Source organism: Dyadobacter sp. CY343 (assembly GCF_021390335.1).
Lineage (GTDB): Bacteria > Bacteroidota > Bacteroidia > Cytophagales > Spirosomataceae > Dyadobacter.
The window spans coordinates 81,836-100,957 of record NZ_JAJUXK010000006.1; the positions used below are offsets into that span (position 1 = coordinate 81,836).

At 45.7% G+C, this 19,122-nt stretch carries 19 protein-coding genes; 9 read left to right on the forward strand and 10 right to left on the reverse strand.

The window, feature by feature from the left end; translation table 11 throughout:
• Positions 1-167: 167 nt before the first annotated feature.
• The 6 genes from rpmF (at position 168) to accC (ending at position 4,979) form a co-directional block, all read left to right on the forward strand.
• Positions 168-362 (forward strand): 50S ribosomal protein L32, encoded by a 195-nt coding sequence (rpmF, locus tag LZG94_RS20155; RefSeq protein ID WP_215234912.1) that lies wholly within the window; start codon positions 168-170, stop codon positions 360-362.
• A 132-nt stretch (positions 363-494) separates the two neighbouring features.
• The gene (gene plsX, locus LZG94_RS20160; protein WP_215234913.1) at positions 495-1,433 is read left to right on the forward strand and encodes a phosphate acyltransferase PlsX; all 939 of its coding nucleotides are present in this window, start codon (positions 495-497) and stop codon (positions 1,431-1,433) included.
• A 77-nt stretch (positions 1,434-1,510) separates the two neighbouring features.
• Entirely contained in the window at positions 1,511-2,509 is a 999-nt protein-coding gene (locus tag LZG94_RS20165) for a beta-ketoacyl-ACP synthase III (protein WP_233793596.1), read from the forward strand.
• Positions 2,510-2,547: 38 nt separating this feature from the next.
• Positions 2,548-3,114, forward strand: a complete 567-nt coding sequence (gene efp / locus LZG94_RS20170; RefSeq protein ID WP_215234915.1) for an elongation factor P — start codon at positions 2,548-2,550, stop codon at positions 3,112-3,114.
• Between the two features lie 4 nt (positions 3,115-3,118).
• On the forward strand, positions 3,119-3,601 hold the full coding sequence (accB, locus tag LZG94_RS20175; protein WP_233793597.1) for an acetyl-CoA carboxylase biotin carboxyl carrier protein: 483 nt from the start codon (positions 3,119-3,121) through the stop codon (positions 3,599-3,601).
• Between the two features lie 34 nt (positions 3,602-3,635).
• On the forward strand, positions 3,636-4,979 hold the full coding sequence (gene accC, locus LZG94_RS20180; protein ID WP_233793598.1) for an acetyl-CoA carboxylase biotin carboxylase subunit: 1,344 nt from the start codon (positions 3,636-3,638) through the stop codon (positions 4,977-4,979).
• Positions 4,980-5,061: 82 nt separating this feature from the next.
• Here accC and LZG94_RS20185 read toward each other — a convergent pair whose 3' ends face one another.
• The 4 genes from LZG94_RS20185 to LZG94_RS20200 all read right to left on the reverse strand — a co-directional run bounded on the left by LZG94_RS20185 (position 5,062) and on the right by LZG94_RS20200 (position 8,891).
• A complete protein-coding gene (locus LZG94_RS20185) occupies positions 5,062-5,475 on the reverse strand; it encodes a type II toxin-antitoxin system HigA family antitoxin (protein WP_233793599.1) in 414 nt (137 codons plus the stop codon).
• Between the two features lie 5 nt (positions 5,476-5,480).
• Entirely contained in the window at positions 5,481-5,813 is a 333-nt protein-coding gene (locus LZG94_RS20190; protein WP_233793600.1) for a type II toxin-antitoxin system HigB family toxin, read from the reverse strand.
• A 223-nt stretch (positions 5,814-6,036) separates the two neighbouring features.
• Positions 6,037-7,359, reverse strand: coding sequence for an Nramp family divalent metal transporter (locus tag LZG94_RS20195; RefSeq protein WP_233793601.1), 1,323 nt, complete (start codon positions 7,357-7,359; stop codon positions 6,037-6,039).
• A 71-nt stretch (positions 7,360-7,430) separates the two neighbouring features.
• Complete coding sequence (locus LZG94_RS20200; RefSeq protein WP_215234919.1) at positions 7,431-8,891, reverse strand: TonB-dependent receptor; 1,461 nt, start codon at positions 8,889-8,891, stop codon at positions 7,431-7,433.
• 158 nt (positions 8,892-9,049) lie between these two features.
• Between LZG94_RS20200 and LZG94_RS20205 the strand changes: the two genes are divergently transcribed.
• Positions 9,050-9,433 carry a gamma-glutamylcyclotransferase gene (locus tag LZG94_RS20205; protein ID WP_233793602.1) on the forward strand — a complete coding sequence of 128 codons (384 nt, stop codon included), beginning with the start codon at positions 9,050-9,052 and terminating at the stop codon, positions 9,431-9,433.
• On the opposite strand, the gene LZG94_RS20210 is transcribed toward LZG94_RS20205, so the two are convergent.
• Positions 9,430-10,197 (reverse strand): type III pantothenate kinase, encoded by a 768-nt coding sequence (locus tag LZG94_RS20210; protein ID WP_233793603.1) that lies wholly within the window; start codon positions 10,195-10,197, stop codon positions 9,430-9,432. The genes LZG94_RS20205 and LZG94_RS20210 overlap by 4 nt on opposite strands.
• Positions 10,198-10,370: 173 nt before the next feature.
• Between LZG94_RS20210 and LZG94_RS20215 the strand changes: the two genes are divergently transcribed.
• Positions 10,371-13,736, forward strand: a complete 3,366-nt coding sequence (locus LZG94_RS20215; protein ID WP_233793604.1) for a glycoside hydrolase family 2 TIM barrel-domain containing protein — start codon at positions 10,371-10,373, stop codon at positions 13,734-13,736.
• On the opposite strand, the gene LZG94_RS20220 is transcribed toward LZG94_RS20215, so the two are convergent.
• Genes LZG94_RS20220 through LZG94_RS20240 form a run of 5 tightly spaced genes read right to left on the reverse strand, consistent with a single transcriptional unit; the run spans position 13,737 to position 17,761 of the window.
• Positions 13,737-14,303 carry a YceI family protein gene (locus LZG94_RS20220; protein WP_233793605.1) on the reverse strand — a complete coding sequence of 189 codons (567 nt, stop codon included), beginning with the start codon at positions 14,301-14,303 and terminating at the stop codon, positions 13,737-13,739.
• A 6-nt stretch (positions 14,304-14,309) separates the two neighbouring features.
• Complete coding sequence (locus LZG94_RS20225; protein ID WP_233793606.1) at positions 14,310-15,203, reverse strand: DUF5777 family beta-barrel protein; 894 nt, start codon at positions 15,201-15,203, stop codon at positions 14,310-14,312.
• Between the two features lie 13 nt (positions 15,204-15,216).
• Positions 15,217-15,714 (reverse strand): ubiquinol-cytochrome c reductase iron-sulfur subunit, encoded by a 498-nt coding sequence (locus LZG94_RS20230; RefSeq protein WP_233793607.1) that lies wholly within the window; start codon positions 15,712-15,714, stop codon positions 15,217-15,219.
• Positions 15,715-15,768: 54 nt separating this feature from the next.
• On the reverse strand, positions 15,769-17,211 hold the full coding sequence (locus LZG94_RS20235) for a hypothetical protein (RefSeq protein ID WP_233793608.1): 1,443 nt from the start codon (positions 17,209-17,211) through the stop codon (positions 15,769-15,771).
• The gene (locus tag LZG94_RS20240) at positions 17,192-17,761 is read right to left on the reverse strand and encodes an RNA polymerase sigma factor (RefSeq protein WP_215234926.1); all 570 of its coding nucleotides are present in this window, start codon (positions 17,759-17,761) and stop codon (positions 17,192-17,194) included. The genes LZG94_RS20235 and LZG94_RS20240 overlap by 20 nt, the downstream gene beginning before the upstream one ends.
• Positions 17,762-17,936: 175 nt before the next feature.
• Here LZG94_RS20240 and LZG94_RS20245 point away from each other — a divergent pair, with 175 nt between their 5' ends.
• Complete coding sequence (locus tag LZG94_RS20245; protein ID WP_233793609.1) at positions 17,937-19,022, forward strand: acyltransferase; 1,086 nt, start codon at positions 17,937-17,939, stop codon at positions 19,020-19,022.
• The last annotated feature ends 100 nt before the right edge of the window (positions 19,023-19,122 follow it).

Genomic DNA, 19,122 nt, shown 5'->3' on the forward strand with positions numbered 1-19,122 from the left:
AACGGAATTAATACGCAAGCAATTATCGACGGCTTTGGCCGACGGAAAAAGAAAGACCCAATACCGTCTGCCAAAGCCAACGGAAATTAATAAGCAATCAATTGCCGTCGGCTTCAGCCGACGGAATTAAGAAAAAGAAAAAACAAAACAATTAGACATAAAGCATCATGGCACATCCTAAGCGGAGACATTCTACAACACGTCGCGATACACGCAGAGCGCATGACTTCCTTACAGGAAAGCAACTTGGCACTGATTCTTCAACAGGAGAAATCCACCAGCTACACCGTGCCCACGTTCACGAAGGCAACCTGGTTTACAGAGGAAAAGTTGTAGTTGAGAACTACACGAAAACAGTTTAGTATCAGTCTGTGAACATGCCAATTTCGCAACAACCCTATAAAAGTTGTTGCGAAATTCTTTTTTACTACGGCACATCTGCTAAATTTACACCTTCGATTTCTAACTTATTAGTCTAAAATAACAGCGTGTAAATGAAAATTGCGGTAGATGCTATGGGGGGAGATTTAGCTCCACAAGCAATTGTTGAGGGGGTTATTCAAGCCTCTTCTGAGCTACCATCCGAGGCGAGAATCGTTTTAATCGGACGTGAGAGTGTGATCTGGGACTTATTCAACCAGCACAATTTCACCCCTACTAATGTTGACGTCGTTCACGCAGAAGATGTTATTGAGATGGGCGAGCATCCCACAAAAGCGCTGTCTCAAAAACCAAACTCCAGTATCGGTGTTGGTTTTAAGCTTCTCAAAGAAAAGGAAGTCGACATATTCTGCAGCGCGGGAAACACAGGCGCAATGCACGTAGGTGCTCTTTTTAGTATCAAGGCAATTGAAGGAATTTTAAGGCCGGCTATCGCTGGATTCGTTCCTCAAGTGGATGGCGGCTATTCGATTATGCTCGATATTGGCGCGAATGCGGATTGCAAGCCTGAGGTTCTTGCGCAGTTTGGTGAAATCGGATCTATTTTCGCCCAATACACTTTCCAGATCGAACGTCCCCGCGTTGCTCTAATGAATATCGGAGAAGAGGAACAAAAAGGCTCTCTTACCTCGCAAGCCACCTACCCGCTCCTCAAACAAAATAAACGCATTAACTTTATAGGAAATATAGAAGGGAAAGATCTCTTCACTAATAAAGCCGACGTAATTGTTACCGATGGTTTTACCGGAAATATATTATTTAAGCTGGGAGAATCCTTGTACGAGATTTCTAAGAAAAGAGGTTTCCAGGATGATTTTATCGACCAGACAAATTACGAATCAATCGGAGGCAGTTCTATAATAGGAGTAAACGGAAACGTCATGATAGCACATGGGGTTTCATCGCCTTTGGCTATCAGAAATATGATAGGCTGGGCGTATAAACAGGTTAAGTCCAAAGCATATTTGCATATATTACAAGCACTGAGTTAGTCGGAAACCACCTATGATTAAACAGCAACTGTCTCTTTTACCAAAACCTATTCGGATTTTGAATAGTTAATTTTATCATGACCCATATAAAAGCCTCTATAACAGGAATACAAGGGTATGTGCCTGATTATATTTTGACGAATGCCGAGTTGGAAACAATGGTTGCGACGAATGATGAATGGATTGTGAGTCGCACAGGTATTAAAGAAAGGCGTATTCTGAAAGGTGAAGGTTTAGGAAGCTCACATATGGGTGCTGAGGCAGTGAAGGGTTTGTTAGAAAAAACCAACACAAGCCCCGCAGAAATCGATCTTTTGATTTGTGCAACTACTACTCCCGACTTCATATTCCCTTGTACCGCCAACCTGATCTGTGATATGGCCGGCATTCGAAATATCGGGAGTTTTGATATTCAGGCTGCCTGCTCGGGATTTCTTTACGCTTTGACACTTGGTACCCAGTTTATTGAAACAGGAAAATATAAGAAGGTAATCATTGTTGGTAGTGATAAAATGTCCGCGATTGTGGACTATACCGACAGGAAAACCTGCATACTTTTCGGCGACGGTGCCGGCGCTGTACTTCTCGAACCTAATACAGAAGGAAACGGGGTAATTGACTCTATTATTAAATCCGATGGAGCAGGTTATCCTTATCTGAACCAAAAAGCAGGAGGAAGCCGATACCCGCCCACACACGAAACGATTGACAACCGCCAGCATTTTGTATTCCAGGATGGTGCGCAGGTATTTAAATTTGCAGTTACCAATATGGCTGACGTGTCGGCTGAAATCATGGAACGCAACGGACTGACAGGTGCAGATATCAGCTGGCTGGTACCGCATCAGGCCAATCGCCGGATCATCGAAGCTACTGCCAATAGAATGGGCGTGGGCATGGATAAGGTGATGATGAATATTCAGAAATATGGCAATACTACTGCCGCGACCATCCCGCTTTGTTTGTGGGATTACGAATCACAACTGAAAAAAGGGGATAACCTGGTCCTCGCTGCTTTTGGCGGCGGCTTTACCTGGGGTTCTATTTATTTGAAATGGGCTTACGATCCCAAATAGGCTATCCTTAATACGACTTTTATATTAATTTTTGAAAAATGGCAACTACTGCAGATTTGCGTAACGGATTGGTGATCAATTTCAACCATGATCTCTTTCAGGTAATCGAGTTTCAACATGTGAAACCTGGAAAAGGAAATGCATTTGTCCGGACCAAGCTGAAAAGCCTTACTTCTGGGAAGGTGCTGGATAACACTTTTTCTTCTGGTGCAGGTATTATCCCTGTTCGCGTTGAAAGACATAAATTTCAGTACTTATATAAAGATGAAGTTGGCTTTAACTTCATGAATGCGGAAACATTCGACCAGGTTTTGATCGACGAAAAACTGGTAACAAACGCGGATCTGATGAAGGAAGGTCAGGAAGTAGAGATTCTTATTAATACAGAGAACGATACAGCCTTACTTTGCGAATTACCCCCATTTGTTGAACTGGAAGTAACTTACTCGGAGCCGGGTTTGAAAGGTGATACAGCCAACTCTCCCAAGAAAGCTATTGAAGTGGAGACGGGCGCAAGGATTATGGTACCTTTATTTATTGAAGAAGGCCAGAAGATCAAAGTTGATACCCGCACGTACGATTACGTAGAAAGAGTAAAATCATAACTAGATGGAAACCAGAGAAATTCAAAAACTGATTGACTTCATTGCCCAATCGGGACTTGATGAAGTAAATATTGAGACGGCAGATTTAAAAATAAAGGTGAAGCGCTACGGATCTGCGCCTACGGTGAGTTATTCGCCGGCCGCCGCAACTCCGGCTTCGGTAACTTCTCCGCCGGTACCTACCGTGCCCGTAACACAATCGGCTCCCTCAGAACCGGTTGCAGCAAGCGAAACCGCTTCTTCCAATCTGATTACAATTAAATCCCCGATGATCGGTACGTTCTACCGCGCGTCAAGCCCGGATACCCCGGCATTTGCCAGCGTAGGCGACGAGATCAAGCCGGGAAAGGTAGTTTGCGTAATTGAAGCCATGAAACTTTTCAATGAGATCGAATCTGAGATTTCAGGAAAAATTGTAAAAGTTTTGGTTGAAAACGCCACTCCTGTTGAATTTGACCAGCCACTATTTATTGTGGAGCCTGCCTGAGGCAATGGACGTTCTGTAAAACTAGCTTCATTTTATGTTTAAAAAGATACTCATTGCCAACCGGGGCGAAATCGCCTTGCGGGTTATCAGAACCTGCCGTGAAATGGGCATTAAAACTGTGGCCGTTTATTCAACTGCTGACAGGGACAGCCTGCACGTAAGGTTTGCCGACGAGGCAGTTTGCATTGGCCCACCACCAAGCAGACAATCTTATCTAAGTATTCAAAATATTATATCAGCGGCAGAAGTAACCGGTGCGGACGCAATTCACCCGGGTTATGGATTCTTGTCTGAGAATGCCGAATTCTCACAGATTTGCGCAGATTATGGCATTAAGTTTATTGGTGCCACTGCTGCTCAGATCAATGGAATGGGCGATAAAGCGACTGCAAAAGCAACCATGATCCAGGCCGGGGTACCCGTCGTGCCAGGCTCGGAAGGTTTGCTGGAATCTGTGGAACACGGTAAAAAACTGGCTGAGGGTATCGGATATCCTGTCATTATCAAAGCGACCGCTGGTGGCGGTGGCCGTGGAATGCGGATTATCAACAAGCCGGACGAATTTGAAAAAGCATGGAACGATGCCCGTACCGAGTCAGCGGCTGCATTTGGAAATGACGGTCTGTATCTTGAAAAATTCGTCGAAGAGCCCCGCCACATCGAAATCCAGATTATCGGAGATCAGTTCGGTAAAGTTTGTCACCTTTCTGAGCGCGACTGCTCTATTCAGCGACGCCACCAGAAACTGGTAGAAGAAACGCCTTCGCCGATTATCACTCCTGAATTACGAGAAAAAATGGGCGAAGCGGCGATCAAAGGCGCTCAGTCAATCGGGTATGAAGGCGCGGGAACGATCGAGTTTCTTGTCGACAAACATGGGGATTTCTATTTTATGGAGATGAATACCCGTATCCAGGTTGAGCATCCTATCACAGAGGAAGTCACTGATTTTGACCTGATTAAAGAACAAATTAAAGTTGCTGCGGGCTATCCTATTTCCGGACAGAACTATACTCCGAAATTGTTTGCAATGGAATGCCGGATCAATGCGGAGGATCCTTCGAACGGATTCAGACCAGCACCTGGAAAAATCACTAATCTGCATTTCCCCGGCGGCCACGGCGTAAGGATCGACAGTCACGTTTACAGCGGTTACACCATTCCTCCGAATTACGATTCGATGATTGCAAAGCTGATCGTAAGCGGCCAGTCACGCGAGGAAGTGTTGACCAGAATGAAGAGAGCATTGCAGGAATTTGTGATCGAGGGGATCAAAACTACAATTCCATTCCATATTAAATTGATGGACGATCCTGGTTTCAAATCAGGAAACTTCACTACCAAATACCTCGAAACATTCGACTTTTCATCGCTATAAGTTAAGGTATAGATAATAAAAAACGGTCTGTCAGAATAGCTGGCAGACCGTTTTTTATTTACTTTATTTCAAATTTAGCATTCTAATAGACTGCCACGTTTTCATCTCTGGCTTGCATGCGCCTAAGTTCATAGGGTCGGTTAAAGGCTTTTTGATTTATTTTAAAGTATTCTGACAATGACCTGATTACTTCCTTCGAAAGTCCCTTTCTATAATGTAGGATATCAGAAACGTATCCTTTGCTAACTGACAGTATTTCCACCAAATCCTTCGCTCTCAGATTATGATCCTGCATCAACGAATTAAGTAATGTTATCGGATCAACATCTTGCATAGTATTTACTTCTTCGTCATACTTTTCGATTAGAAACGTAAGCAACTCGATTTCATCCTGAACAGTTTGAGAATTTACCTCTTCCAATAATGTTTCCAGTTGCCCGCAGTAGAGCTCGTATTGTTCCTTGTTTTTGATGATTTTGTATTTAAGCGCTTCCATTTTCTCTAATATTTATTTACAAAATACTGTTCTCCGCCTCTGCATAGCTTGGTATAATCTGCATGTATTCCTATCCAACATACGAACAAGTGCACTTGCTTCCCACCAAAAACATACTTACAAATAACTCTGCAAGAATTACCCGCAACATTAAAAATCACCCTGCTGCTACCATTTCCAAGAAAGTCAACCGAACCAAATGTCCGTGTAATGTCTTCCGGCTTGTACCAGTCTGCATATCTTATTTTTGTCAGCCAATCTTCAAACGCCGGCTTATATTGCGGACTGATCTGCACAAAAGCTTCAATACTTTGCCGCTTGATAAGATGTACTTTCATTTCAAATGTGTGTAAATATAAAAAAAGTTCTCTATAAGAGAACTTTTTTTATTGTGTCTCAGAATTTCATTTGCATTAATAACGTATCTCTCAACTTCGGTAGGTATTCATGTAGGAGCAGCTGATTGACGACTTTTGAGCACTTGCACTAAATATAATGTAAGCTCCAGAGCTAATACCCAAGCGCTTTTCAAAAGGAGTCCTTCAAACAATCTTCGGCATACTACAAAATCTGCAAAACCCCGTACGCGCTGACAATCAGGATTGATGCCACGCTGATCCAGAAAAAGATATCGTATAAAAGCGAGGGTTTCAACGACTCCGGCAGCTCGCGGAAGCGGAATACCAGCGAAACATAAACGATCAGAAGCAGTAATATAGAAGTAGCGATACCGCCCAGGATGACCATCATTACCGGTGCCTGGAAGAAGAGGAACAGCGCGCACCAGATCATCGGTAATACCCAGGAGAAAATTCCAATGGTTTTGCGCTGATTTTCTGGTGTGTCGAATTTCATCCAGCCGATGACCCCGAAAGCATCTCCCCAAACCCTTGCCCAGCTTGCAGTGGCAGTGAAAAGCGTAGAGTAGAGCACAAAAAAAGCGCCGACCAGGAATAGGCTCTTAGCCCAGGGACCAAGTGTTTCGGTGAAAATTTTTGACAAAACCTCAATCATTTCATATCCTTCAGGCACCGTACCACTGCTATGTAGCACAGCCGCTCCCAGCAGATAAAATGCGGCAGTAACCACAGTGTACACAACCATAGAGAGTACAGCATCAAGGTACATCACATTAAACCAGCCTTTCGCCCGATCCGCCCATTCCTTACTTCCGTCATTCGGACCGGAATAGGCTGCGTAGCCCTTTTCAATGCACCAATAGTTGTAGTACATAATTTCATCCCCTCCTACTCCCGTAATACCGAAAGCCCCGAATGCAGCAGCAACCATGCCAGCCGGCAGCGAGAATTCGAGGCCGGATTTGACTTGCGGCCACTGGATTGCATACTTTGTTCCTTGCAGTAAAAACAGCGAAATAAGTATTACAGCAGTAAAAAGCATGATCATGACGAGCGCGCCTTTCTCGACGGGCCCGTAATTTCCTTTATATACCCAAAGTGAAGTGAGCAAAACAGAAATAATCGCCCAGATATTGACAGAAATCCCCGGCCACGCCATATTCAATACAATCGCGACACCGCCTACAATGCCACCTACCTGCAATAACTTTAATCCCTGCAATGAAAGCCAGAGCCAGATGCTCCAATGCGCTTTTCCGAGCTTTGGACCAGGAAGCTGATTGAAATTATGCATCACAAAGGTACCCGTGTAAATCGCATTCTTACCGAATTCGAGCTGCAATGCTACTTTTACCAAACAGCTCAGAATAATGATCCAGAACATCACAAAACCTGCTTTGGCACCTAATGCAGTTGTGGCAATGAGTTCACCGGAGCCGACGATGGCAGCGGACAAAATAAAGCCGGGTCCGAGGTAGCGGAGCCGGCCGAAGAATGTAGTAGGAGGAGTCAGGATTTGGGCCATTGATCAAATGGTTTATTCCAAAAGCCTGAGGTTGATTGCGGTTACTCTAAAATATCTTTGGCAAAAAATTATCAAAGATTTCCTACGGCCTGGTGGATCTGCTTCACGGTATCTACATAATTATCCTCGCTCGGAAGCCCGAAAAGGGATTTTTCCTTGATCATCTGCGCTACGTTTTCAGGAACAAGTTTTTCCCAGCCCGGCTCACCGCGCTTTATTTTTTCAAGAACACTGTCGGTTGTAATGTCCATGTGTGCTTTGTTATAATTCCTGATATCCTCGATCTTGTCATTGATCGTCAAATATTGGAAAAGTGGCTGCAAATGAGCTGGTACCACAAAATTGGCACAACTGTAAACCGATCCGTCGGGCTGTAAAGTCGGGTAAATGAACAATTTTACTTTCCGGCTAAAAAGGGTCGCAAAAGATTCCAAAATACCACCCGGGAGGAACTCATAATGCTTTTCTTCAAAAATATCCTGCAAGCTCGGACTACCCAGCAACAATCCCGCTTTCAATTTGGTAAGGCGCGAAAGGTAGGCGACGAGGCGATAGTATTCATGGTGATTGGAGATCATTACCATGTGCCCCAGCGAGCACAAGATATCAACCCTGTCTAAAAAATCCTTTTCATCAATATCCCTGTCACCTGCTTTCAGATTGTGTAATGTAAGCTCGGAGATCAGTACCACCTTCGATTCGTCTACATCCGGCTCTGCTAAAAATTGCTTTTGCCCATTGCTGATCAGGTCGATATGTACATTAGTAATAGGTCGCAGGCGCCCGCGCATCATCAGAATGTGCTTTTTATACAAAGCTTCCGAAGGCTGCAAAACCCCGCCGTCGCTGCCGAACAAAGCCGCGTCCGTAAAGCCGTTTTTAACCAGCCGCAGACTCATTAACCTGTTATCCACTTTCGCGAAATCAGGCCCGCTAAACCGTACCATATCAATCTCGATGCGGTCGACCGTAAGATCGTCCATCAGGGACATTAACAGCGTTTCGGGTGATTTATAGTAAAAAAAGCAGCCGTACATGAGGTTGACCCCGATAATACCCAATGCCTGCTGTTGCAAAATATTTTCATCGTCGCGCATTCGGACGTGAACTACTACGTAATTTGTCGGCCCCAGCGGCGTCAGCTGGAATTGCAGTCCTATCCAGCCGTGGGATTCGTTGGTTTTCTGAAAATTGAGGGCGACTACGGTATTGGCAAATGCAAAAAACTGACTATCGCTTCCACGCTTCTCGGAGAGACGCTTTTCTACCAGATTATATTCCCGGTTAAGCATTTTCATTAAACGCGATTCAACCACATACCTGCCTCCCTCTTCCGTACCGTAAATTGCGTCGCTAAATGTCATATCATAAGCTGACATGGTTTTAGCTACTGTCCCCGATGCTCCTCCTGCTTTAAAAAAATAAGCTGCTGTTTCCTGCCCTGCTCCAATCTCCGCAAAAGAGCCATAAATCCGGCGATCAAGGTTGATTCTGAGCGCCTTTTGTTTTGTACCAAGATTCTTTTCGTACATAACTTAAATTGAATTAGATGAACGGCCTTATATGTAAATATAAAAAAAATACACTTATTAAGTAAGTACATTTCGTTCGTATATACAGTCAGAATGGAAAAGTTCTATAAATTATTGTTAAATACAGACGAATTTGAAACCAAAAACCAGCTTCCGTTTTGAATAGCCTGTTTACTTACGGAACATTAAAAAAAGGATTTGATAATCCCTTCGCCAGGAAATTAGCCGCCGTTTCAGACTATGTCGGCGAGGGATATTTTCATGGGAAACTCTACAAAATCGATTGGTATCCGGGCGCGGTGTACGAGCCGCAAAGTGCAGAGAAAGTGTACGGGGAAATTTTCGAAATCCTGGATCCCGGCATTTTGCAGGAATTGGACGAATATGAAGATGTGCTGGAAGATCAAGCAGCCAGTCTGTATATCCGGCGGGAGATTCCCATCTTTACTGAAAACCAATTGTCCGTGAGTTGCTGGACCTACTTATATAACCAGCCGGTGCAGGATTTGCAGCTTATTCAGTCAGGGATATTTAAAAATTAACCCCTTACCTTCTCCCCGATTACCCGCAGCCCGTCTAATGTTAATTTAGGATCAATCTCTACAAATTCATCGCGGAGCGTATCAATAATAGAGGACAAGCCACCCGTCGCCACGGCAATGCATTCGCCACCCAATTCCGCCCGGATCCGTTGTAAAAGTGATTTGACCAAACCTTCATAACCTAGCAAAATACCTGCCTGAATCGCCTCAGTCGTGTTTTTCCCGATTGCAGTTGTGGGAAGTACCAGCGGGACTTCGGGTAGTTGGGCCGTATTGGCAAACAATGCTTTCACCGCAGTGAGCAAGCCCGGCAAAATCGCCACGCCCAGTACTTTATTGTCTTTGGAAACCGTAGTAAATGTGAGCGCAGTACCAAAATCCACTACAACACAATTTTCTTTGTAACGCGACATTACCGCCACGGCATTCGCAATCAGATCCGCGCCGATCTCGTGAGGATGGTCTATTTGTATTTCCAGTTCCGGGTAAATATCCGGCCCGACTACAATGATATCTTCCCCAAAAAGTGAACGCAGCATTTTCAAAATCGTCGGCGTTAATGCAGGCACAACACTGCTGAGCACGACCGTTTCAACATCCCCAAACCACAATGCGGCTTCCAGGAAATGCAGCCGTAGCTTCGACTCATAATGCGATTCACTTTCCTGGGGAAGCGACCGCATGCGCCACAAATGCTCCCACGAGCCAAATTGGTAAAGTCCGAAGACCGTATCGGTATTGCCGACATCAACCGCCAACAGCATAGCAAATCATTTACGTACGGTGGCAAATAAAAACATTATTCAAATAAAACTTGATCATTCCCGGGTTTAACATCTGTTTCTTTTTGATAATCTATAATTTTATCAAAAAAACTAGTTTGCCCAGACGCACACATTTAACCGGCGAACCACCTATTTCTTAACAGGCACAAAATATGCTCATTAATACCCGTTTCATAAATATACCGCTTTACATTTCACTCATTTTTACAGCATTAACTGCTCATTCACAAGATATTCCCGAGTGGCAGGATCCGCAGGTGATCAGTATCAATACAGAGCGGCCGCACGCAGATTTCATACCTTATCCCAATGAAAAAACGGCGCTGGCGGGCGACCGGAAAGCAGCGCTGATGCAGTCGCTCAACGGTAACTGGAAATTCAAATGGGCGTCGCACCCTTCCAAAGCGCAGCTCGATTTTTACAATCCTAATATCTCCGACGCAGCCTGGGAAACGATCCCGGTACCTTCCAACTGGCAGGTATTCGGGGCGCGGGAGGGACGCAAATACGACCGGCCGATCTTCTCCAATATTAAACATCCGTTCAAAGCCACGCCACCGCGCATTACTGCGGATACAAATGCAGTGGGCATGTACAGAACTACCTTTAATATCACACCGGAAAACAAGGACAAACAGCTGTTCCTGCATTTCGGCGGCGTTCAATCTGCCTGTTATGTGTGGTTAAATGGCGTCGCGATCGGCTACCACGAAGATGGCATGACGCCTTTTGAGTTTGATGTGACTGATGATATTAAGCCAGGATTGAATCACCTCGCGGTTGAGGTAATCAACTGGTCAGATGGAAGTTACCTTGAAGACCAGGATTATTGGCGATTGTCGGGCATTTTCCGCGATGTTAACCTGCTCATTTTGCCAAAGGTAATGCTCACTGATTATTCGGTTCGAACCATTTTAGACCAAAATCATGAGCATGCGACGCTTAAATTAAATGCGTATGTAAAAAATTACAGCCCGCAGACCATTCACGCGCATCAGGTTTTATTCACACTGTATGATGCCAATAAAACGGTGGTAACTACCCCGGTAAGCCAGATGGTGGGTGCATTGGAAACAGGAAAAGAAGGTGCTGTGCGGGTAGATATTCCGATCACCGCGCCCGTCAAATGGAATGCAGAAACGCCATATTTGTACACGCTGACCGTCCAGCTGATGAATTCGGATGGAAAAGTGCTGGAAACTGCAAGTCAGAAAGTCGGGTTCCGGGATGTGAAAATTAAGGGAGGGCAGTTGCTGGTAAATGGAAAAGCGATCACGATCAAAGGCGTTAACCGGCACGAATTCGATCCGGAAACTGGCCGGGTGATCAGCCGCGAATCGATGATCAAGGATATTACGCTCATGAAGCAGCACAATATCAATGCGGTCCGCACATCGCATTATCCCAATACTTCCGAATGGTACGAGCTGTGCGATCAATATGGGCTGTACGTGATGGACGAAGCGAATATTGAAAGTCACGAACTATGGCGGCAGAATGTGATTTTAGCTGACAACCCGCAGTGGAAAGCCGCATTTATCGCGCGTGGAAATGCGATGGTGGAGCGCGACAAAAACCATCCTTCCGTCATTATATGGTCGCTGGGAAATGAATCAGGAATGGGGCAGAACTTTACGGCGATGGCAGATTTTATCCGTCTCGCCGATCCTTCGCGCCCTATTCACTATGAAGGACGTGAAGATTACAAACCGACCACACTGAGCAATTTTGACATTATTTCGGTCATGTATCCTTCTACGCAGGATATGATCGAGTTGGTAAAAAAAGATAAAACGCGCCCGCTGATCGTCTGTGAATACGCGCACGGAATGGGCAATAGCATTGGAAATTTGCAGGAATACTGGAATGTGATCGAGAAATCGCCCACCATGCAGGGCGGTTTCATCTGGGACTGGGTAGATCAGGGATTACAATTAAAAAGGCCTGACGGTACCACTTACTGGGATTATTTCAACTACATCGACGGCGCCAATGCAGGCGACGGGCTCGTGAACCCCGACAGAACCCCGCAGCCGGAGCTGAACGAAGTCAAAAAGGTATATCAATATGTAAAATTTGAAATGCCGGATACGCTGCGCCCCGGACAAAATCAGATTGCTATCTCAAACAAATTTGATTTCCAGTCTCTGAACGGTTTTGACCTGGTTTGGACTTTGCAGGAAAATGGAAAGACGATCGGGAAAGGCGGCACGATTACCAATCTCAATATTTCAGCCGGCCAAAAACAGCAACTGAATATTCCCTACGAACTTCCTTCAGGCCAGAAACCGAATGCAGAATACTTTTTAAACCTGAGTATCCGGCTGAAAGACGCTACGGCCTGGGCGCCGAAAGGGCATGAAATCGCGTGGCACCAGGTTCCGATTGCTCGTCCGGCGCAGGCTTTGCCGAATTTGAGCTTGTACAATACGAAGCCACTCCGGGTTGTCCAGCTGAGTGCCGGTCGCGTGCAGATTAGTGGCGACGATTTTTCAGTAACTTTTGATAAATCGGCAGGGAGGATTATTTCTTTTAAAAACAAAAAAGAAGAAATGATGGACATAGGGGCGCACCCAAATTTCTGGCGCGTCCCGACTGATAATGACGAAGGCGGAGGAGCAGAAAGTTACGCGTCACGCTGGCGGGCGGCAGGAATGGACACGCTCGAAATTACTTCTTCCGACATTAAAACGCAGCGACTGACCGCCCAGGCTTACCGGGTTACCCTATCACAAACCTTGAAGAGCCTAAAAGGTGAAATGGCTGTGCAGTCGGTGTACATTGTTTATTCTTCGGGCGATATTCATGTGCAGAACTCATTTACCCCGTCCGGCGAGTGGCCTCCGCTGGCGAAGGTGGGCATGCAATTCCAAATGCCGGCAACTTTTACCAAAACACAATGGTACGGAAACGGCCCGCACGAGACTTACGCCGACCGGAAAACGAGCGGAAAAATCGGAATTTATGCCGGTACTGTCGCTGATCAGCATTTTCCTTACATTACTCCGCAGGAGAATGGAAATAAAACCGACGTTCGCTGGGCTTCGGTTACCAATGCGGAGGGAACTGGCATTTTAGCCGCCAGCGATTCGGCTTTTAACTTTAACGTACACGACTATACGGACAAAGATCTGCTCGCTGCAAAAAAACGCGCGGCAACGCTCGTGCGCGGCGCAACGGTAGTTAATATTGACCTCGCACAAATGGGACTCGGCGGGGACGATAGCTGGTCGCCCAGGGTACACGACGCTTACCTGCTCCCCGCGAAAACATATACTTACAGTTTCAGGCTGAAAGCGATCGATAACACTTCCAATATCGAGCAGATACTCAGCACGCAGCTTCCTTATGTAAAAAAGACGACAGGCAATACCAATGCGGCTGATACCGAGGACGATATCAGCGCAGATACAGAAGTGGAAGAAGAGGTAGTAGCAGCTCCGCCCGTGAGGAAGCCGGTCGTTAAAAAGGCGCCTGCGAAGAAGAAGAAATCCTCCCGTCGCAGGCGGCGCAGATAGTTACTTTCTAATAGTCAGCACATAATCCGCCTTCACCTGGATAACCTGCGCAATTTTAACAAAAACCACCTGCGGAACCTCGATATTGTGGTCCGTCAGCGGGACTTCAAAATTGGAGCTGAGTGTAATTTTCTCACCCTCTACTTTTAGTTTTCCTTTTAATGTACGCTCTTTGGTTACGCCGTGGACTGTAAATTTCCCTTTCGCTGAAACGTCGTATTGTCCGTCTTTGGAGAAATCCGGCGCGTTATCTATTTTCCCGCTGAATGTAGCCGTGGGATATTTGTCCGACTCGATGTAATTTTCATTGAAATGCTCCTGCATTAATTTGTTTGGGAATACAAACTCCCTCATATTCATACGGATAGCAATTTCTCCATTCGCACTATTCAATATCACCTGCGACTTTTTGTTCTCCGCATTGATATTTTCCAAAGGAGTTTCCGATGAAAAACGGGTAATGCCGGAAGTCGTCGAAAACTTGTTTCCCTGGGCCAAAAGCTGCACAAAAGACAAAGTGGTAGCGAGCATGGTGACGAGCACCAGGCGAACAAAATGTGGTTTCATAGTCTGTTATTGTTCTGTTGATTTCGGCCTTTTATTCTTTTTATCAAAACTGAAAGTCCGGGAAATATTAAAACCGTAGTGAATATCCCCTTTGCCCCAGGTTCCGGCAGTTTCTCCGATAAATTGCTTTTCGATCATACCCAAAGAATTGGTGAAATGCAGCTGAAAAACGTGCCCGCCGGTTTCAATATCAACACCGAAAGACATGGAATCATAATACGGAGCTGTCGGCGTATTCTTTTCTCTGGCGGTATAAAAGTATTCTCCATTCAGCGAAACGCGTTTCGAGAGCTTGTACCGGCCGCCTATTCCGACGGCAAGGAGCAATTTTTCATCTCCCCGCATTTCAGGTCTGTTTCTGAAAAGGTAAGTCGGCGACAGTTGCAGCGAAAGGCGCTCGCCAAATTTGCGGGCAATCAGCACCTGGGCAGAATAATAAAGCTTATCCTGAAATTCCAGCTCCTTATTGACCGTCGCGACGCCCGTTCCGCCAAAAAGCGTGACGGAAACCGGAACTGACCCCGCGCCGCTACTCTGTTTCAGCAACTTATATTTTCCGAAAAAATCATAGACCTTCTGGGAAGTACTTCGCCCCACTCCTACCATCAGATCATCGGTAACACCATATTCAAACCCCATTCGCATCGTAGCCTGGTCGAGGCCGAAAAACTGGTAAGCGCCTGAGTTCAGTCTGCCGAAACGGTGAGAAATCCTAAAATCCAGGTGTTTTTTCTTCATCGTTTCCACCGAATGTCCGTTTACGACACGCGTCGATTTGAAGGTAGCAGTCACCGGAATGCGCCCGGAACTGTCTTGCTGCGAAAGTTCATTCAATAAATCATCCTGCGCATAAAGGTTTGTTGTACAAACCATTAGCACTGCAAAGCGGAGCCATTTCATAAAAATCGGTTGATTATGCGGTTACTGTCAGCGTATTTCCGTCAGCAGACAAAGCGGTTTTGTAAACTTTCAATGCAGCTGTCGCCGGTCCTTGTTCGACTGCGCCGGTGGTTGAAAACTCAGAAAGGTGATTGGGACATTGAAAGTCATTCTGCGCAATGCGGTACCGTACGTTCGTCCCCTCGTGGGTACATCTTCTTGCCAAAGCCACGTGGCTTCCTCCGCTGGTCAATGCTACGATGGTATCTCCGATAATTTCAAAACCGCCGGCCGTTTTCAAAGTGGCGACTTTGCTCAGGTCCACTGTGAAATTGATGGAGTTACCTGTCACCGTTCCTGAAATCCCGCTTGCATTTTCATTCGGGTCTACCGGCTCGGGCTCGTTGTCGCTGGAACCGCAGGCCGTCATCGTGGTGCCCAGGCAGTAGAATGCCATTAAAGTGGACGTACTTAGTCCCAGGCTTTTCAGGAACTCGCCTCTTTTCATTTTTTCTTGGTTCGTAGTCTCCATGGTGAGTTGTTAAAAATTAGCGGTTATAATTATTCGGTATCGGTAATGCAATACTTATCTGAACGCAGGCGTGTAGCGCAGCGACAGCCAGAAACCCATGGTGACCAGGTTCACTTTGCCATAACCCACTCTTTTCAAAGGAATGCGCGCGTATGGTTCGCCCAGAAGCGAGAGTTTGTCTGAAATCCGGTATTCGTACCCGGCCGAAGCATTAAGGTGGCTCAACAGAAACCAGCCTGATGTTCCCTCCCAGCCCGGGTACTTAATGTTCGGGTCGTCGGGATATTTGTAATTGTACTTATACTTTTCATTGAGCATATAGTAGGACGAAATGCCTGACCCTATGAAAAACCTCGATCTCTGACCTGAAACAATATCATATCTAAGATTAAGCGGAATTTCCAGCACTTTACAAATACCGTCAACGCTTTCCGGTTTAGGCTTGTACCCCCATCTTTCAGGTAAAATATAACTTCCAGCCTCGGCGAAGTAATCTTTCCGGCTCCACACTGCGCCGGTTTGGACGAACAAGCGCGGCAATACAGACAGTTCGGCAAGCAATGAAACTGCGGTTCCGGGTTTGGTAAAATTCTTCATTCCTACCGTACTCAGATCAGGCGAATATCCAAATCGCACTGCCCATTTGGCTAGCGGCACTTCCTCTTTTTTAGCCTCAGGTTCCGGTATATTATCAGGTTGTACGAAATCAATTTGCGGTTCTACTCCTTTGTTTTTCCAACTTAATGGCCGGTTCGCAAGCATTGCCGCCGGTATAGCTAACCTATCTGGTTCCGGATTAACACTGGTAGTAGCATTCTGCCCCGAGTTCGCCAGTTCATCCGTCGTATTCCGACCGGTATTCGACCCACTTTCAGATAAAATAAGAGCCCCGTCGCCTCCTTCCGTCTTTGAGCGGTTAGGCTCTAAGTACACTCCGCCTGCCTTAGATCGGCTCCGGGGCAATAATGGTCTGCTTTCTACGCCAGCAGTTTTGTATCCTGATTCTGGAAAACGTTTACTAAAATCCCTTTTGTTTGCTTTTAATAATTTTTTGTTCGCTGGTTTTTCAGCCTCCGGGTTAAGAGCGATTTCTCGTTTTTCTGTCGCCGGCAACTGAACTTCAACCTCCGTTTGTGCCTGATCGTTAGCTTTCTGTTTACCTGTCGAACTCGTTTTCTTTGTATTGTCGCTGACGGTACCAGCCACTCCTCTTTCCGATCTCAATTGTTCCGGCTTTGGACTTAGCTCCCCAACTTTCGCTTCCCCATTTTCTAAAGTGTTGTCACTTTTCCACAAATACGTCGCATACCCAATTGGAATCAGCAATAATAACAATCCCAGCGGCCACCATTTTTTAAACCACGCTGCGCCTTTGCCGTCGTGCTGGTCCAGCCGCTTTTTCAGACTGTTCCAATCTTCCGGATCATATTGGGGATCAAGCTCTTCCGATGACTTTCTGAAGAGCTTGTCCAGTTCGTCATCTGGCAACTCTATCATAATCGTCAATATTGATTTTGGATAACATTTCTCTCAATTTTTCTCTTGCACGCGACAAATTCGATTTTGACGCCCCAACTGAAATATTCAGCTGGTCTGCAATTTCTTCGTGTGTATAGCCGTCAATAACCGATAAACTAAAAACCAGCCGGTAAGAGGGTGTCAATTTCTGGATCAGACTCAGCAATTCTTCGTGAGAAAGTTTGCTTATAACTGTTTCATCTACGGACACATTCTCCGCAATTTCCACACTTTCAAATACATCGCGACGAATCTCCTGACGGTAATGGTCGAGGGCTGTATTAATTACGATCCGGCTCAACCACGTCTTAAATGATCGCTCTGTATCAAAACTTTCCAGCTTCGTGAAAACCTTCAAAAACGCGTCGTTAAGTATCTCCTTGGCCTCTTCCCGGCTCCGTGTATAGCGTAAACAAATACTTATGGCATAGCCGTAGAACTGTTTGTACAACAGCTCCTGGCTACGGCGGTTTCTCTTTAAACAGCCTGCGAGTAGTTCATGAAGAACGGCGGAGTCATACCCGGGCATGCTATTTGCTTTTTCTTCCCATTACGACCATTTCCTTTTCAGGGTTGCTTAGAGCAATTGAATAATTTTTCAATTCTTTATAACTATATAATAATCTCTGACTTAACGTTTAAGATTATAAATAATAATACAAGATATTCTTGACGTTAAACCGCCTTTTTTTGGGGCAAAAGCTATGTACACCTATCCTATTAATGAATCTCACGCTGCTCCCGTGCGGCACAAAGAGCTTGATGCCCTCAGGGGCCTCGCCGCAATCAGCATTGTAATCTTTCATTTTACCATCAACAACAGTGGCAAGCTGCTGGGTTGGGAATTCCGCTACGGCGTCACTGCGGTGGATATATTCTTTATGATCAGCGGTTTTGTGATTTTTCAGTCGATTGGAAATATAAAGAACTGGCAGGACTTTGTGGTGAAACGTTTCGCCAGACTTTACCCGGCATACTGGTATTGTATGTTGATTACCGCATTTGTAGCTGTGCTGATGGAACCGCATGCAGTTAATCCGTCGCGTATCCTGGCCAATGCAACCATGGCGTCAGCCTATTTCGGCATGGAAGATCTCGACGGGTCTTACTGGACATTGCTGGTGGAGTTGATATTCTATTTGTGGATTCTGGCGATATTCGTTTCAAATCGCATTAATTTCATAGAACAGATCGGCGCCGTTTGCATTTTGCTGATCGTCGTGTTCCATGCCATGCGACCGCTGTACCCCGAGCTTTACCAGTTTTTGGTAAAAAAAGTCCAGCTGCTCAACCATTTCCCGCTCTTTCTTTCCGGGATACTTTTTTATCAGATCAAATGCGGGCGCCATATACTCAGAAACAGCATATTACTCGTCCCGACCATGCTGGCGTCATTTTACCTTCATGATAAAGGCGGCACTTCCCAGTACCACATTTCATTCATCGAACATTGTGTGGCGATCACACTGTTCCACGCCGTTTTCGTCCTTTTTATATTTGGTAAACTCAAATTTCTAGCTGTCAAGCCATTGTTGATGCTTGGGAATATCTCCTATTGTCTGTATCTGATCCACCAGTACGTTGGACTTCAGATCATCACCAAGCTGACTGCCGATTTTGGCGTCAACATTTACCTGGCTATTTCTTTTACCATCACACTCTGCATTTGCGCAGCTACGCTTATCACGCGGTATATTGAGATACCGGGTTACCACCTGATCAGAAACTGGTATAGCAGTTTGCGGGGCAAGATTTTCCATCAGCCGGATAACGATCTCGCTATTCATTAAGGGCTACCGCAGGTGTATTAACAGGCGCCACATCCCTGATTTTTTAGCTATTTTTGCAGCCTGACACCGCGCGCGTATCAGGCAGTCCGGTCGCGACTGT

Coding starts and splice junctions, on each gene's coding strand:
- rpmF (WP_215234912.1), top strand. CDS start 168: ATGGCACATCCTAAGCGGAGACATTCTACAACACGTCGCGATACACGC.
- plsX (WP_215234913.1), top strand. CDS start 495: ATGAAAATTGCGGTAGATGCTATGGGGGGAGATTTAGCTCCACAAGCA.
- LZG94_RS20165 (WP_233793596.1), top strand. CDS start 1,511: ATGACCCATATAAAAGCCTCTATAACAGGAATACAAGGGTATGTGCCT.
- efp (WP_215234915.1), top strand. CDS start 2,548: ATGGCAACTACTGCAGATTTGCGTAACGGATTGGTGATCAATTTCAAC.
- accB (WP_233793597.1), top strand. CDS start 3,119: ATGGAAACCAGAGAAATTCAAAAACTGATTGACTTCATTGCCCAATCG.
- accC (WP_233793598.1), top strand. CDS start 3,636: ATGTTTAAAAAGATACTCATTGCCAACCGGGGCGAAATCGCCTTGCGG.
- LZG94_RS20185 (WP_233793599.1), bottom strand. CDS start 5,475: ATGGAAGCGCTTAAATACAAAATCATCAAAAACAAGGAACAATACGAG.
- LZG94_RS20190 (WP_233793600.1), bottom strand. CDS start 5,813: ATGAAAGTACATCTTATCAAGCGGCAAAGTATTGAAGCTTTTGTGCAG.
- LZG94_RS20195 (WP_233793601.1), bottom strand. CDS start 7,359: ATGGCCCAAATCCTGACTCCTCCTACTACATTCTTCGGCCGGCTCCGC.
- LZG94_RS20200 (WP_215234919.1), bottom strand. CDS start 8,891: ATGTACGAAAAGAATCTTGGTACAAAACAAAAGGCGCTCAGAATCAAC.
- LZG94_RS20210 (WP_233793603.1), bottom strand. CDS start 10,197: ATGCTGTTGGCGGTTGATGTCGGCAATACCGATACGGTCTTCGGACTT.
- LZG94_RS20215 (WP_233793604.1), top strand. CDS start 10,371: ATGCTCATTAATACCCGTTTCATAAATATACCGCTTTACATTTCACTC.
- LZG94_RS20220 (WP_233793605.1), bottom strand. CDS start 14,303: ATGAAACCACATTTTGTTCGCCTGGTGCTCGTCACCATGCTCGCTACC.
- LZG94_RS20225 (WP_233793606.1), bottom strand. CDS start 15,203: ATGAAATGGCTCCGCTTTGCAGTGCTAATGGTTTGTACAACAAACCTT.
- LZG94_RS20230 (WP_233793607.1), bottom strand. CDS start 15,714: ATGGAGACTACGAACCAAGAAAAAATGAAAAGAGGCGAGTTCCTGAAA.
- LZG94_RS20235 (WP_233793608.1), bottom strand. CDS start 17,211: ATGATAGAGTTGCCAGATGACGAACTGGACAAGCTCTTCAGAAAGTCA.
- LZG94_RS20240 (WP_215234926.1), bottom strand. CDS start 17,761: ATGCCCGGGTATGACTCCGCCGTTCTTCATGAACTACTCGCAGGCTGT.
- LZG94_RS20245 (WP_233793609.1), top strand. CDS start 17,937: ATGTACACCTATCCTATTAATGAATCTCACGCTGCTCCCGTGCGGCAC.